Source organism: Burkholderia sp. Ac-20365 (assembly GCF_017104715.1).
Lineage (GTDB): Bacteria > Pseudomonadota > Gammaproteobacteria > Burkholderiales > Burkholderiaceae > Paraburkholderia.
In genome coordinates, this window is record NZ_JAAGPI010000003.1 from 388,284 (window position 1) to 402,567 (window position 14,284).

General features: G+C 56.0%; 11 protein-coding genes and 1 pseudogene. 2 read left to right on the forward strand and 10 right to left on the reverse strand.

Annotated features, from left to right (window positions below):
- Nucleotides 1-152: 152 nt before the first annotated feature.
- The 5 genes from G3O01_RS08080 to G3O01_RS08100 all read right to left on the reverse strand — a co-directional run bounded on the left by G3O01_RS08080 (nt 153) and on the right by G3O01_RS08100 (nt 4,336).
- Entirely contained in the window at nt 153-707 is a 555-nt protein-coding gene (locus tag G3O01_RS08080) for a hypothetical protein (RefSeq protein WP_205803987.1), read from the reverse strand.
- The gene (locus G3O01_RS08085; protein ID WP_205803988.1) at nt 679-1,803 is read right to left on the reverse strand and encodes an XRE family transcriptional regulator; all 1,125 of its coding nucleotides are present in this window, start codon (nt 1,801-1,803) and stop codon (nt 679-681) included. Before G3O01_RS08085 ends, G3O01_RS08080 begins: the two co-directional genes overlap by 29 nt.
- Nucleotides 1,790-2,317, reverse strand: coding sequence for a hypothetical protein (locus tag G3O01_RS08090; protein WP_205803989.1), 528 nt, complete (start codon nt 2,315-2,317; stop codon nt 1,790-1,792). Before G3O01_RS08090 ends, G3O01_RS08085 begins: the two co-directional genes overlap by 14 nt.
- Before the next feature lie 53 nt (nt 2,318-2,370).
- A complete protein-coding gene (locus G3O01_RS08095; RefSeq protein ID WP_205803990.1) occupies nt 2,371-3,072 on the reverse strand; it encodes an iron-containing redox enzyme family protein in 702 nt (233 codons plus the stop codon).
- Nucleotides 3,073-3,265: 193 nt separating this feature from the next.
- Nucleotides 3,266-4,336 carry a hypothetical protein gene (locus G3O01_RS08100; protein ID WP_205803991.1) on the reverse strand — a complete coding sequence of 357 codons (1,071 nt, stop codon included), beginning with the start codon at nt 4,334-4,336 and terminating at the stop codon, nt 3,266-3,268.
- Between the two features lie 654 nt (nt 4,337-4,990).
- Here G3O01_RS08100 and G3O01_RS08105 point away from each other — a divergent pair.
- On the forward strand, nt 4,991-6,388 hold the full coding sequence (locus G3O01_RS08105; protein ID WP_205803992.1) for a hypothetical protein: 1,398 nt from the start codon (nt 4,991-4,993) through the stop codon (nt 6,386-6,388).
- A gap of 673 nt (nt 6,389-7,061) precedes the next feature.
- Here G3O01_RS08105 and G3O01_RS08110 read toward each other — a convergent pair.
- Together G3O01_RS08110 and G3O01_RS08115 are read right to left on the reverse strand one after the other, a co-directional pair.
- Nucleotides 7,062-7,370 (reverse strand): hypothetical protein, encoded by a 309-nt coding sequence (locus G3O01_RS08110; protein WP_205803993.1) that lies wholly within the window; start codon nt 7,368-7,370, stop codon nt 7,062-7,064.
- Between the two features lie 1,849 nt (nt 7,371-9,219).
- Nucleotides 9,220-10,239 carry an IS110 family transposase gene (locus tag G3O01_RS08115; protein ID WP_205804101.1) on the reverse strand — a complete coding sequence of 340 codons (1,020 nt, stop codon included), beginning with the start codon at nt 10,237-10,239 and terminating at the stop codon, nt 9,220-9,222.
- A 57-nt stretch (nt 10,240-10,296) separates the two neighbouring features.
- Here G3O01_RS08115 and G3O01_RS08120 point away from each other — a divergent pair.
- Nucleotides 10,297-11,136 (forward strand): annotated as a pseudogene (locus tag G3O01_RS08120) (IS5 family transposase).
- 371 nt (nt 11,137-11,507) lie between these two features.
- Here the strand turns inward: G3O01_RS08120 and G3O01_RS08125 are convergent.
- The 3 genes from G3O01_RS08125 to G3O01_RS08135 all read right to left on the reverse strand — a co-directional run bounded on the left by G3O01_RS08125 (nt 11,508) and on the right by G3O01_RS08135 (nt 13,954).
- Entirely contained in the window at nt 11,508-12,329 is an 822-nt protein-coding gene (locus tag G3O01_RS08125; protein WP_205803994.1) for a hypothetical protein, read from the reverse strand.
- Between the two features lie 121 nt (nt 12,330-12,450).
- Nucleotides 12,451-12,990, reverse strand: a complete 540-nt coding sequence (locus tag G3O01_RS08130; protein ID WP_205803995.1) for a hypothetical protein — start codon at nt 12,988-12,990, stop codon at nt 12,451-12,453.
- Nucleotides 12,968-13,954, reverse strand: a complete 987-nt coding sequence (locus G3O01_RS08135) for a hypothetical protein (protein ID WP_205803996.1) — start codon at nt 13,952-13,954, stop codon at nt 12,968-12,970. Before G3O01_RS08135 ends, G3O01_RS08130 begins: the two co-directional genes overlap by 23 nt.
- Nucleotides 13,955-14,284: the final 330 nt, after the last annotated feature.

Below are 14,284 nucleotides of genomic sequence, written 5' to 3' on the forward strand. Positions count from 1 at the left end.
GATGCTTGGAACGGCCTAACCCCTACTCCGTGCGGTGACCATCGTGCGGCAGGAGGCAGAATACGCGAGGCTGCTGGGAGCGCACTGTGGCGGCGACGTCGCTGTCGGGAGGATGGACTCGGCGTACGTCGGACGCACGGAAGATGACGATGTCAGCCGGGAGGACTTGATCGCGATGTGGTCAGGGTGGTCGCCGCACCAATATCGTGAGCTCGTAACGGCGGCAGAAAGGCGCCAGCGCTTATCATCATCTGATGCGCCTGCCGCAATTCGTCAGCGGTGAGGATGCCGTTCTTGAGACACCGCAACAGCAGTCCAATCGTCCCTGTCAGGCGTGGTCGACCTAGCAACGCCACGACCACGCCGCGTGCCTTCCTGTCGTCACTGCATACAACCAAGTCGTCAGAGGCAATAGCGTGGGCCAAACATTCTGTTTCACCTTCGCCGAGCCCGTACTTATCAACGAGTTCCAAAAAAACAGCGGCATTGAGGTCTTCGTTGCGCAATCGCACAAGCGTGCCCAATGCGAAATGTTGGGTGAGTAACTCAGCAATGGTTGTCGACTCTGCTTCGACCAGCGGACCGACTACGTACAGAGTAAGCGGAAGCGATATGATCCCTTCAAATGCGCCTCCGTTCACCCAGTTTAAGAGGCAACAGGTGTCTACTACGATTCGCTCAGTGTAGCGTGTTGGAGTTGTAGTCATAGAGCTGCGGGATAGTCATCCGAAGCATCGACGAAGCCTTTCCAATCGACAGTTCACCTCTACGCACCTTCTCGATTGCCACGTCGATCAACTCAGTAGGGACATTTCGGAATTCGATGTCCGGTCGGGGCGGTAGGCCAAGTGCATCCGCCCGTCTTTCCGGACTGACGTGTTCTTTCACCAGCCATTCATACAGAGAACGCGCGCCTCCCGCGGGAAGAAGCTGCAGATCCTCGCAGCGTCGCGCGGCAACTTCAAAACTCACGCCAAAGATGCGGGACAGATAAAGAATCTCGATGTCTCCGAGATTTCCGCTCGTTTTGAGAATCGCTCGAAGCTTCGACAGCGCTATGCCGACACCTTTCGCCGGAAGCAACAGCGCCGACGCAAACGCATCTGCAAACAGTTCACTCTTCGCACGTGAACGGGAGAGCGTGCCCAACGAGTCAGCTTCATCGACACAGGCGACTTCATTCCCGCGCAGATGACCTGCCACCAGGTGCCCAAGTTCATGTGCAAGCGTAAACAGCATTCGTGGCTTAAATGTACGCGGCGACAAAAAGATAAACGCGCGGCCACCTACAATTGCCGACGCTCCTTCGATCCCCTGCTCTGGCACGACGAAAAGTAATACACCCAGTTCTTCACTCACAAGCTTCGGAAGTCCAAACAGTGGGCTCACAAGATCTTCGCGATAGTGAAGTGCGCGAAACCGGTCGGCCAGCAGTTCGGCCTCTTCGTGCGTCTCCGCCTCTGGTCTGAATGATTCAAGCCATTGCAGCTTATGAAATAGCGGTGTGGCGAAATCAAGGCAGCTCGACAGTTGATCACTGATACGGCGGACCGACTCCCATGACCTGCCTGCCTTGGGAGTACTCTGGCGAAACAGCATTTCGGTTCGGGTCGCCTGGTCCGAGTGCTTCGCGAATTCGGACGCTTTGATGCCCAACGCACTGGCAAAAGCGCTCAACTCAGCCAAGCTAAGGTCTCCCCCGCCGAGGACCGCTTCAACGCGCTCAATACTGAGGCCTGACTTCTTCGACAATTCGCGAGAAGTCATCCCGGACAACAACAATCGTTCTTTAACGCCTTGCATCGCGTGCTTCTACCTTCAGTTCAGACAGCGCGCCTCTGAGGTCCTCGATCTGTCCACCGCTCATCTTACGAAAGCGCCCGATTACGCCGCTGATGCTCTGGGCGTAATCCCTCGCAAAAAGATGTTGCAACAGCGCCAGAGAGCGCTCTCTGCCTAATTCAACTTCTTTCGGCGTCTCAAGCACGACGGGGTCACGGCCGACAACGTAGTTTTCGAGGCGACGCTCAAAGTTACCGTGGTAGTCAAAGTCGTTCTGCCGTCCGTCATGCCCGACAATGATGTTGCCCCGCAGGCTACCGTCACCTTCCCGAGCTTGACGGTATTCGGGGAAACGCTCATAAGCGGCGAGAGCATGAATTTTCTCGTCAACTGCAAATCCGCCCACGATATATTGCTGCACGCCCGATACTCGCCCGCTGATGACGAAAATCTGGTCGCCAGGCTGCACGAACCGCCGGATATTAGGCATGCATGCGCCGAGTGTCGGACGCTTCCCAAAGATAGGATCAGTCATATTCCAGCCCACCCCAGGGTCCGCCCCTGCAAACATTGTATAGATATACCCTTTCACTCGCTCACCCCATCCCAAAAGACGTTCCTTCCGGTCGCAGCCTGGAACATACCGTCATAGTGCAGACTGGTTGCCACAAAGGCGTCTGCGACGCACTGTTCAATGACGACCCAACCATGTATGGCCACTGCCTCATCCGCAATTGCGAGCGCTCGTGCCGCATGTTGCTGGTCCAGTGGACCATGAACGAGATAGGTCTGTGCGGCATCCGGAGATAGTCCGTAGATACCCGTATAGGCCTCATAGATTCGCGGGCATAGCGAGGCGTAGTAGTGCTCCACCGCTCCTGCCCCCAGAATGTGACAAGCGGCGCCTCGCAGGCCAATGTCGCGATAGAGTGCCATCGCTGCTGCATTGCCAGGCGTAGGCCGCGCCCTCTCGATGTCATCCTTCGTGGCGCCAGCAGCGACCACCAAGCTTTTTATCATGTCTAGATGACTGGGCATTCCATCGTGGGCCGTGCATTCTTCCAGATATGTATCGAGCACCGCTGCAAAAATCGTCGGGCTGATCGCCTGCGCTTCGGAAACCGCCACCGCACGAAGCTTTTGTCCCGCCGCAGTACGGATGCAGTGCTGAATTTCAGCGGCAACGACCTGCTGTAAGGAAAACTGCCCGGATAACACCGCGTTCCACACGGGATGCCGGTGGAACGGAAAACGATCGTACAGCGAAAGCAATTTAGCCTGCACTGACATAATCGGGTCTCGACGCAACGTTTTTTTCAGACAATACCATACTGGCGCTGGCATGTTTGTTCCGCATTGCAACACAACAGTGCACACTGGTGCCCTCATAGTTATGGCCGTACCGTTGGTGGGTCAACGAGAATGTCGACTTGCCCACACAAGTCAAGCCGCACACGAACCAGTGAGCCATGCGCGAAGCGCTTCAATCTTTGTCGGCGATGACCGCTTTCGGTGAACCGGGTCTGAACTTGTCCGTTAGAGAGTCGAATGCTGCAAATATTGAATCGACGCCATACCCTGCGAGAAAAGCGATAGCGAGCGGGGGCAGGCTAAACTTGGCTGAGAGATCCGCAAACAAACCTACAACCGAGCCCATCAACACTCCAAGTGCCTGCCTAACAAGATTGCGAGGTCGGGATGCGGGGACGTACGCCCCATCTTCAATTTGCCGAAGGATATGTCGAATCACAAACGCGGTCGCACCCAAAAGGCCAAACAAAATTGGTAAAATGAAGGACGTCAAGATCCCGATATACAGAGATAAATAAGTCTTCAAATCTTTAAATTGACTAATCAGATTCTCGGGTTCAAGCATCGGATCGACTGAGTGCGTCTCTTTCTTCTTTGCCTCTGTCTGCAGGGTCAAAGATTCGAGGAATTGCGGCGGTGTAAATGGGGAAATATTTTTTATGGTTACCGCAATGCCTCTAAGTCTAGCTGTATCGCCTTTTATTTCTGTTAGGAGATCTACTGCCCGGATTTCTTTATAAGTATCACTTTTATCCCTATTTGAATCGACGAGATTCTTGAACTGCACAATATTGATCGCCATTGTGGCAGCCAAGTCATCCCCTTCTTTGAACAAGCTAGTTCCAAACCATGCGTAGAGTTGAATTGGCAGGATGGCTAAGATTAGGAAAGTCAGCCCTACAATATAGTTTCGAGAAATAATATCCGCATCAGACACCGTTCTTGTTCTAAACAGCCATGCTGGAGCGCGAGTCGGCTTCGTGGCGCGCATTGCCCTTATGGATTCGATTGTGACGGGCTTTATCAGATTGCATATCACATTAAAGTTGACCCAAAGCTTGCCAGATATCGCGGGAGACCAATGCCGCTCGGTCGCCGCCGTCTGCGCTTCCTCAATCTCACGTGCCAAGTCCGGAGGAAGTACTTTAATATTCTCGGACGCGAACCTCAAAACGACGATCGCATCCTCGAGAAGTTCGCTCTCATGTGCAGATGGTTCTGTGGTTTCAGGCTGATTTAGCATCGCTTCTCCGCTCACGATTGCATGCCCATCGCAGATTGAGGGCTTCCTTAGGGATAGTAGATCAAAAGCGTCTTTGCTACGCTCCCTTTTTTTGATTCAGGCAAGGAACACTCTCGCGAATGGGAATAATCAGATGCTGTCCGCCCGAATAAAAGCGCGCGATACCCATTTTGGGGGCGTTGTTGGGCTTTTCGTTGTAAGGCTAGTCTCTCGGCACGCAAGGTGGCCATGGCTTGCATGCCACTGACGACTCATAACCAAGGACATGATCTGAGGCAAAAAGGCGAACGATGCAATTGACTTGATTCGAGCACAGCGTTGCCTAAGCGGGAGCGAACCTTCGAATCCCCGTGTGAACTCATACGCCGACGACCGTAGTTTGCCGTCTCTGCCCGACGCAGTTGACCGTGGTTTCCTATGCCATTTTCGTGGCCCACCAGCACCACGCGTTTAGACTAGTCGTCTTGATGCTGGTGGACCGTTTGCAAATCCGGGAACGTTCTCCGGGAATTCATCCCTCGAATCACCACAGATCGCTTCTCGGCATGATCGCACCAGACCGCTGTAGTACTGCTCACTGTCGGGCGGCTTCGGCGGCATCGCCTCGTCTATAATCGGCACATCCAGAATCCACACCGCATGGAGCCGTATTTTATGAGTCAAGCCCGCGGGCGATATGCGGGATCCCGGCGCAACGGTCAACGCCAACTTCCACACGAGAAAAAACCTCCACCCCAACGGCAGGGGTCCTCGTATGTGAAGGCGCCGGCCAAAGACGCCTCGCAGACCGCCTCCATCTTCAAGACACGATCGTTTCAGTTTCTGGTCGATGCGGTCGGTGCAGAGAATATCGCCATCGCACTCGAATCGAACATGACGCGCGTCGCCGAATTGATGAAAGGCGAGCGATTCACGCCAGAGACCGCCTTTCACATGGAAACCACGCTGGGGTTGCCGCATGGCTTCTTTGACCAACCTAACCCTGCGCTCGCGGACGAGACCATTGCCCGTCTGAAGTCACCGCTCGACCTCGTTCAGATCGATGAGGGATTCGACGCAGCGTCCGAAGCACTCGAGCCGGCGGCCGCCACGACAGTCGACCAGCAGGCCGTTCCAGAAGTCAGTATGTCCGAGGAAGTGCACATGCCAAAGAAAGTCGGTGCCGGCTCACCGGGAGCCGTCAAGAAAAGCCGAAGCAAGACGCCAAACCAGTCTGTGCCTCGCGCCCCGCTCAAGGCTTCGACCTCGAAAGACAGGACTTCTTCCAAAACGCCACAACAGCAACCGCTGGCACTGAGCGACAGTGCTGAGCTGGAGACCATCCGGCGCACCAACCTGCGCCTTCTCACGCGTCGCAACGGATCGAAGGTAAAACTTGGCGTGGTCATGGAGATGAGTGGGTTCAACATCGCCGATCGGCTCCACGGCAAGAAGCGAATGGACAGTGTCGAAGCTAACCGCTTCACGGAGCGACTCGGACTGCCAGTTGGCTGGCTGGACGGCCCGCGCACCGAAGCCGACATTCCAGAGTCCGTGTCGCTTATGCTTGCACCGGCTCCGCGTGGGCGCGCATCCGTCAGGCAGGACGAGCCGGTAGCGCCAGCCACGAACGATGGCGTCCAGGCGAAACCCGCCGGCGAGGAAGCGCGTACGTGGCGCAAGCGTGCGAACGCTGCGGGTGACCTGGCGCAGCCCTCACCTGCCCCAGCAGCTGTCACGGAAGAAAAAGACACAACCACCGCCAGTCCCGAGGCCCACGCGAATGGATTCCATGACGATCCCACAAGCCGCACACCGGCACAAAGTCATGACGCGGTTCCGGTATCGCAATTGGCGAGCCCCGGGTCGATGCCGGAGTCGTTGCCGGCCTCCGGGACCTCGGGACAAGATCCGGCTCTGCCCGACGTCACCTCCACGACAAGTCTGGACACCCTGCACGGTATTGCCCCAATCGCAGAAGCGTTGATCAAGACGCTGGCCGGTAAGGCACGCACGGGTCGGCTGGACGAGCTGAAAGCGCTGGAGCTGCTGCAGCAGGCGATCCTGCTGTAGGGGTCGCGAAGGGCGTGACGGCGTCGGTCTACCCGCGACGCCGCCACCGCCGGTCGGCATGAGCGCCGGGCGCCAGGCAGACCGACGCCTGCCGTTGATATCGCGCGTTATGTCGAACCGCCACATCCCGACTCGCTCCGGCGCCCTCCCCGCCCTCGCAAGCTATATCCGCTGATCGGCCATTGCCGACATTGGGGTGTCGGCCACCGTGAAGCTGCTGATCGGCGGTTTTCCGACGTTCGCCCCGTCGCAGTCTCGAATGTCGAGACCCGATCCGGGCGAAGAGTACTTGCGACCCATCAGCGCCACTCAGGAAATGTCTACGACTGTCCGCTCCGCTGTCAGCATGAGACGGACCCCACACTACCGAGGATTGTATTTATCCCATAATTTGTTCCGAAATCGGTTGCTCGGATCCACTAGCGAAGCGGCGGCACTTCAAGATGAAGCACACACAGCCTGTGAATGAGATCCTCGCGAAAGCCTTGCTGCAAGGGGCCCCTCACGCCGTTACCGCCAGAAAATGCACGGAAAGTACGATCCCCCTGATTGGGTTCGATGCCTTGTGGGGAAAATCAGAGCGAGCGTGTGCAATACGCGCGTGGATGCGCTCAATGGGGGTTTTCGCTCTCTTCCAGTTGCTGGCACCTTTGACCTCGTGCGCCGTGCAGCGCTAATACTTCGTAAGCCGCTCCTTATGCTCGCGCGGCGACGCGAGCAGCGTGTTGAAGCTGTCGTCCAACATGGTGGCGAAGCGTGCAACACCTTCGTCGATGCCGAGTTCAGAGTCGTGCGCCCCCCCAAAGAAGGAAGTGACTTCCGTGCGATCACTGCACACGGAACATATGCAGATGCCTTTAAACTGTGCCACAGTCGCGACCAACAGACTCGACAGCTCATTCATCGATTCGCACGTATTGATCAGCGTACGACCGGCGCGAACACCGATGGCAGTCAATCCACGCTCTTCATCCAGCGGCAATGCAAAAGACCATCTCCCGCGTCGAACGTTTTCTTTCTGGCGAGCGCCTTATGAAAGCGCCAAAATCAACGGACACATGCAGCATCGTTTGCTCTTTTACTCGCTAACGTAAGCCGTTATAAAGTTGGCTCTGCGCGCTGTGTCAGGAAGGTCTGCTCATCAAACCTTTATTGCCAAGTAAGGCTCTGAAGGTCGATTCATGCTTCCGCTGCCACTGTTACGCGCAAATTCGGCTTCATTAACCCAGTTTCCTCGGTGTGCGTTCTGCGTCCAACCCAAAGCGACAAAGTCCAAGGCGATTGCTTACCTCGATATCGCGTTTCCACGTCGCGGACGGTTGCGCGATCTCGCTAGCTTGCCACAAATACACACCACAAGAAACGCTGCACTGCGTTGTCTTCCTGTTCAGCATAGCTCAGCTGGAACGCCTTGATCATCGCTGGCTATATGAGAAGGCAGTTTTCAGTCGCGTCTGTCTAGTCACGTATGCACAGATCTCACGGTGCCCGCTGGCGACCTCGAAGGCGTCATTTGCATCTGGATTTGTACGCTGTGTCAGGAAAAGGTCATCGGTTCTTCTCCATTGACCAGTAAGCCTGAGAGCCAGAGTCTGCGATTCCGCTTGCCGTCTTATGCGCAAATTAAACGGATGGTGAAGGGAGCCCGGTATTCATCTTATACAACGCAGGCCACCTCTGTCCGGCCACGTAACGCGGGGGCTGACACTCTTCGATCGGGCAAAACTGAGAGAGCACACTCCTCCCTTTCGCCAGGTCAATTTGTCGCCATATCTGGTAGTTCTCTTGGACTCAAACGCAGATGGAAAGCCTCCATCACCCTGGCGAAGCTATTTCTGGTAGATAACCTACCCGAACGCACTCTTTCACCGAAATTGGGCCGTCTGATGACCGGGACTTCACGATCAGTGACGAACTAGAGCGCGTCAGCCAGAATATGTCTAAACCCGCGCTGACGCGACGGTCGATCTGCAATGCAGTACGCTGTTGACTGGCGAAGGGACGGTGTATGAGAGTTTTGTCTGGGAGGAACTGGGGGCTTTCTCTGACGTCATCCAGGACCGTTGACCCAGTAACAGGTACTAGTCCCAGACAACCTGAACGGAATCGGGCGACGCGGCGACCACGCGACTTGATGCTTCGGCACGTCAAGATAACGGGGCAAGCCATTATAGCTCCCAGGTTCAATCACGTACCGTGCTCGAACTACGATGATGCCGTGTGGCGTGCCAACGTGCGAGAGGTGCGTCAGCAGGGATGCTGTGACTGTGCCAGTCTGATCATACGGTTTAGACCCCAATTTATTTGCAAACCTAATTTGTTGTATGTGTGAAAGCTAACGCGATCGATCCCCATCGCGAGAACCTTTTTTGTGGCGCGACACAGGCCAGCCTTGATGTTACTAAGAAGCCTTAACAAAATTATTACTTTGATCTGTTAACTTCCAACGATTGCTGTGAACCTCGTCATTGTTTTGGTGACGAGGAGGCCACGGCCAAAGTACTCGATGATGAGTTGTGGGCACTCATTGAACCCTCTATGAACGCGTCTCTATGAACGCGTCCCGTTTTGCAACAGTTTTCTTGTGCTCAGACTGACAGGATGGGCTGCAGCTCTCTATCCGGCCTTCATGCAGCCGATACCGCCGCTGCGGGCCCGTATGAAATCCGCTGACTCGCTCCTCATTCTTGCAACGAGCTCGGAGCTCCCGGTTCAATTCAGGTTTTGCGAGTCCCAGGTCCTACCTGACTGGTCATCACACTCGATTGCTGCGCAACCTTTCGACGTTCACCCTTTGTTAAAGCGTTAATCTTCTAAATCGCACTACTCGTTCAGACTGGCTTTACGCTCACGTAGTCCTTCTGGTAAGGCCGGTTTTTGGCCAGAACCGCCCAGATCGTGCGAGCCATCTTGTTTGCCAGTGCGACGATCACCACATTCTTCGGTCTTCGTTTCTGGATCTTCTCAACCCATTCGCCGGGTTCCTTCGCATGCGTTAGGACCGACCGTGCGCCATGGATTAGCAGGGTGCGTAAATACGTGTCGCCTCGCTTGCTGATTCCGTGCAGGTTCACCTTGCCACCTGAACCCGTTTGTTTAGGTACGATCCCAACCCACGCAGCAAACTCCCGGCCGGACTTGAATGCTTTCGCATCGCCCATTGCGGCGACAACTGCCGTTGCCGTCAACAAACCGACACCCGCAATCTCGCTTATTGCCTTTACGTCCTTGTCGCTCTTCTTCCACTCGCGCATCCGGCGCTCGATCTGCGCCACCTGCTCATCAAGCTTCGCCAGCCCGTTCCATTGTTCGCGCAATGTGTCAACGACTACGGCTGGCAGACGCTCTGCGACACGCTCAAGCACTTCCGCGATCTCCTTGTCCAGCTTCACGCGGCTCTTGCTCATCACCTCGCCGTACTCTGTCAGCAGCCCCCGAAGGCTGTTGATCTGCATTGTGCGAAACTTGATCAATTGCTGGCGCATCCGGTGTAGCGCCAGCATCGCCTGCTGCATCTCGGTCTTCACTGCCACCGGCTTGCCGGGCTGCTGCACGGCTAGCCAGATCGCCCGTGCGTCCGCGGCATCATTTTTGTTTCGGATATTGAACGCCTTCACGAACTCGGCTGGCATCAGCTTTACCTCGTGACCCATCTTCTTCAGTTGGCGAGCCCAGTGGTGCGCTCCCCCGCACGCTTCCATTCCGATCAGGCAGGTAGCACGGTTCACGAAGAATTCGAGAAACTTCGCTCGCTTGACCGCCTTGTTCACAATCTCCCCGGTTTCCTGATCGACGTAGTGCACCTGGAACACCGACTTCGCAATATCCACACCGACTGCCGTACAGTTGATCACTGGATCCTCCGGTTGCTTTGGGGAAATTTCGTATTTTCCAAGTTTTCCACATCAATGCCGGCGGCACGAGAGGATTCACCTTCCTTTTCCTCCTACGCGATCAGGGGGTGGGACGCGTTCATTTCATTCTTGCTGCCCCCACCCAAACCTCGCCGCTCACGGTATCCCGGACGCAAACCACTGGATGACCGGGCCATGCTTACCGGCATCCTGTTCATCTTGCAGACGGGCCTGCGCTGAGACCTGCAGCCACGCGAGATGGGCTGCGGCAGTGGCATGAGTTGCTGGCGCCGTCTACGAGACTGGCAGGCTGCCGGCGTCTGGGACCGGCTACACGAAGTCCTGCTCGCGAAGCTACGCGAGTCCGACCGGATTGACTGGTCCCGTGTCGTTGTCGACTCCTCCTCGATCCGCGCGGTGGGTGCAGGTCAAAAACGGGACCGAATCCCACTGACCGCGCGCGACCCGATTCAAAACACCACCTCATTGCCGAAGCGCAGGGCATCCCGCTCGCGGTAATCCTCACCGGCGCCAACCGTCACGATGTCACCCAGCTACACGCGCTGGTTTATGCGATCCCGCCCATTGCCGGCAAGCGCTGCCGGCTGCTTTCGAAGCCCCGCATCGTTCAGGGCGATCGGGGCTACGATCACGACAAATACCGCCGTCCGCTGCACGCAGCCGGCATCGCTACCGAAATCGCCCGACGTGGCCAGCCTCATGGCAGCGGACTTGGCAAAACCCGCTGGGTCGTCGAACGAACCATTTCGTGGCTTCACAACTTCCGGCGACTGCGCATCCGCTTCGAACGCCTTTGCCTTCATCCGCGAAGCCTTCATGACACTCGCCTGCTGCATCATCTGTTGGCCAAGGCTGAAGAACTCATTTTGTTAACGCCTCTAAAGCGGGATTTTCCGTTCGAAGACGAACGTAGGCTGTGCCATAGAAGGCTTCAACATCTTTAAGATCTCCTGACAGGGGCAACACTGGCGCAATTACGAGTTGAATCGACGGTAGCGCGATGAAGAATCCGGCGTCAGCTATAGGGTGCTACGGCCATGTTTGGACTTCAGATGCACATAATCCTGATGTTGTCACATCTGTCGTTGAAATCCCGCGCTTTAGCAGGAGCGAAGACAGTCATTGGCTTTGCCGGGGCCGCAGGATGAACGTGCCGGGAAAGCATTTCCCGTATCTGATCCCGCGGCCGCGACAACAACTGAAGTATGCAGAACAAATCTCAATGTATTACTCGTCCAACTTTGCTATTCTTCATCAAACAGGATTTTCGTGATTTCAACCCTGACTTGCTCTGACGCGCCATCTACAAACTCATACCATTGTTGTTCAAACTGATCCGCCGTTATCTCCAGAAACCGTTCTCCGCCGGAGGAAATACATTGGCCCATAACGTGCAACTCGAGGTTGCAGACTTCCTTTGCGCTGCTAGAAACCAGGCGAAGATGAAGTTCGCGGAGCATGCTTACTGTGACAGCGGCAACGGCCTCCGCGAGCAGATAACTCAGCCCAATACCACGACATGCCGGATCAATAAAAACTGTCCCAATCTCAATTTCTGCGTCGAGAGCACCACCGTCGCAAAAAGACATCAGAGTCAGCGTCACAGTACAGTATCCGGCTGACTTATTGTCAGTCGAGCACAAGACAAAACGATGGCAAACAGAAACGCATGCGTAACCTTCATCAGCCGGTACAGCATTGACGCTGGTATTCGGCCAGATGCCCGACTTCTTTGTCAGATCGAACCCTGTCAACCAGTTGTCATGGAATGACGATGACTGGTCGATTTCGCGTGCCGCCCGGATTTTCCGCTTAAGCGAGCGCATCGTGGAGAGTTGGCTCACGCCCGGTGCGTTATTCTGGAATACCGCCCACTGCCATTGACCATCCGGGTCATCCACCTGGGCAAAGGGGGGCGACGCATCGCCAATGATCTGAAATGGGACTGACATCGCGTCCTCGATGGCTTGCCTTAGACACGCGTTGACAGACTGACCTTGCTCACATCCCTTGGTCAATGCCCATGTAACAGCATTGGCCTCTAGCTCCATGTTGCATTTCTTCATTTACTCTCCGTTGATTTAACTTTGTCGCCCGGTATTTCATGCCCACCGGACATCCTTAAAAATCCCATCGTCGGGGGGCCTTCTTCCCGTCCATCTCGTTAGATCGAGGCCGGTCGCGCTCCTATCCAATTGCCTTCAATGCAGCCATGCCGGCAAGAAAGTCGGTAGGTAGTGTTCCTGGAGGGAGTGAAAGCGAATTAAGATGAAGATCCGATTCGGGCGGTGATACCGCATTCAGATCTGTTCGGCTTGCTTCCGTGCTGACGGGTGCAGATTCGTCGCGAATCCACCGCAAGGTTTCCGCTGCGAAGCGCTTCAGAAGCGCCGCGCGTGCACGTGGATTTTGCTGCTCCTTCAGGGCGGCGTACAGACTTGGGAATTCCTCGTTCCGTACCGTGACCCGCATATCAAAGACCTGACAGCCGGATCCCGCGGGCTGCCTCAGCGGCATCCGCGGCATGTCACGTGAAAAGCGATGTGAACTCGAATATGAAGCACGCACGCCCTCCTCCGCAAGCCATTTGAGCCAGCCAGTTCGGGCGCGTGCGTCTGGCAGCGAACACAGCTCGGCGGCCAGCGATGCGTATACAGGACCACGAATCACCACAGTTAATGTTAGAGGTGCAGTCATTGCGGCCTCATGACTTGTGTTGTTCGCCATACAACAAGAATCCGGCGACGTTTGTGAACCGACTTTGCTGTAACTCGATGAGATGATTCTTTGGAAACACCTTGGATAGTGCATCCCGGTACAGATGACCGCCTCCACCCGTCAGGATCAGCGTGAGATCCTCCGCGCTACGCACCCTGGCACGTATCGAGCGCGCGGTATCCAGGGTTCGTTCTGTCGCGCACGCCAGAAAGCGCTGGATATTGACGGGATGGCCGAAGGCCTGCAGCGGGGTGCCAGTCCTCAGCGCAAGTTCGATCTGGTCGATGCCCTCATAGGGTTCGTCGAGCTCCGCCGACAGGCCCTCGGCCATGGCGCGGTACACATGGCTTGCACCACCTGGGCGGCCACCGCTACGTTCGTAACTTATCGAGTACTTTTGACTGATGAGCCAATCGACTGAGTAGTGACCAACGTCGATCAGACAGGTCGTCGCTCCCTCGAGGCTTGCATCGCCCTTGGCGGTAAGGGTCAGGAGCGACCCGACAGGTTCGGGAACAATCAGCACCCGGTCCACCAATACGTGGCGCATCCCGAATGAAAGCGTGCCCTGGAAAGTTCTCTGAAGGTCTTCCGCGTATCGTGAAAACCTGTGCATGGGCAGCCCCATGACCAGGGTCCCGACACGGGTGGCGTCGAGATGAGCGAGCGTCGCGAACACCAGCGCGCGATGCTCGGGGCGTCCCGCAAAGTCGTTGGTTTCGTTCCTCTCGCCCGTCGATTTTCTGATGGGCGAGTTTTCGGTCACATCGACATCAAACTTTTTTCCGTCGACCATCACTGTCTTGACAGATGATCCCGTCTGGGTCTGTCGCATCGATGCGGCAAGCATTGACTCGTCGTGTGCAATCGCCTGTGAACGGAACGAACCTGTGTAGATGCGCCCGCTTGCCTCACGATAGGCGTACTTTGTAAACCCGTGCCCTGGGTCCAAACCGAGTGTGGGAATGTACATTCTTAACCTCCAGTCTGTTAATCAAACGCCCCGCTGCGTCGTTAGCAACCCTTAATAGCGTGTAACAGGCACCAGGACAGCTTGCCCGCACCTGTTACCAGGCAGCCGGGCATCCAACCCAAATCGACAATCAAAAAAGGAACAACGAACTGCATGAAGCACCAGCAGAGAGAGATCACACCCTGACGGGTGGCGGCTGCCCGCAGGCAGCCTGAGGTCCGCCGGACTGCGCGGGAAACGTTGCTGTTTCATGGGGCCGCGAAATAGCGGCGGAGAGAGATGGATTTCGGAAGCGCGCACCACCTGGGTAGCGCAAACGCGATGGCTGCC

Bases quoted from the DNA above. Each gene is read 5' to 3' on its own strand.
- G3O01_RS08130 (WP_205803995.1), bottom strand. From the start codon at position 12,990: ATGGCGAACAACACAAGTCATGAGGCCGCAATGACTGCACCTCTAACA.
- G3O01_RS08090 (WP_205803989.1), bottom strand. From the start codon at position 2,317: ATGACTGATCCTATCTTTGGGAAGCGTCCGACACTCGGCGCATGCATG.
- G3O01_RS08080 (WP_205803987.1), bottom strand. From the start codon at position 707: ATGACTACAACTCCAACACGCTACACTGAGCGAATCGTAGTAGACACC.
- G3O01_RS08125 (WP_205803994.1), bottom strand. From the start codon at position 12,329: ATGAAGAAATGCAACATGGAGCTAGAGGCCAATGCTGTTACATGGGCA.
- G3O01_RS08105 (WP_205803992.1), top strand. From the start codon at position 4,991: ATGAGTCAAGCCCGCGGGCGATATGCGGGATCCCGGCGCAACGGTCAA.
- G3O01_RS08095 (WP_205803990.1), bottom strand. From the start codon at position 3,072: ATGTCAGTGCAGGCTAAATTGCTTTCGCTGTACGATCGTTTTCCGTTC.
- G3O01_RS08085 (WP_205803988.1), bottom strand. From the start codon at position 1,803: ATGCAAGGCGTTAAAGAACGATTGTTGTTGTCCGGGATGACTTCTCGC.
- G3O01_RS08100 (WP_205803991.1), bottom strand. From the start codon at position 4,336: ATGCTAAATCAGCCTGAAACCACAGAACCATCTGCACATGAGAGCGAA.
- G3O01_RS08135 (WP_205803996.1), bottom strand. From the start codon at position 13,954: ATGTACATTCCCACACTCGGTTTGGACCCAGGGCACGGGTTTACAAAG.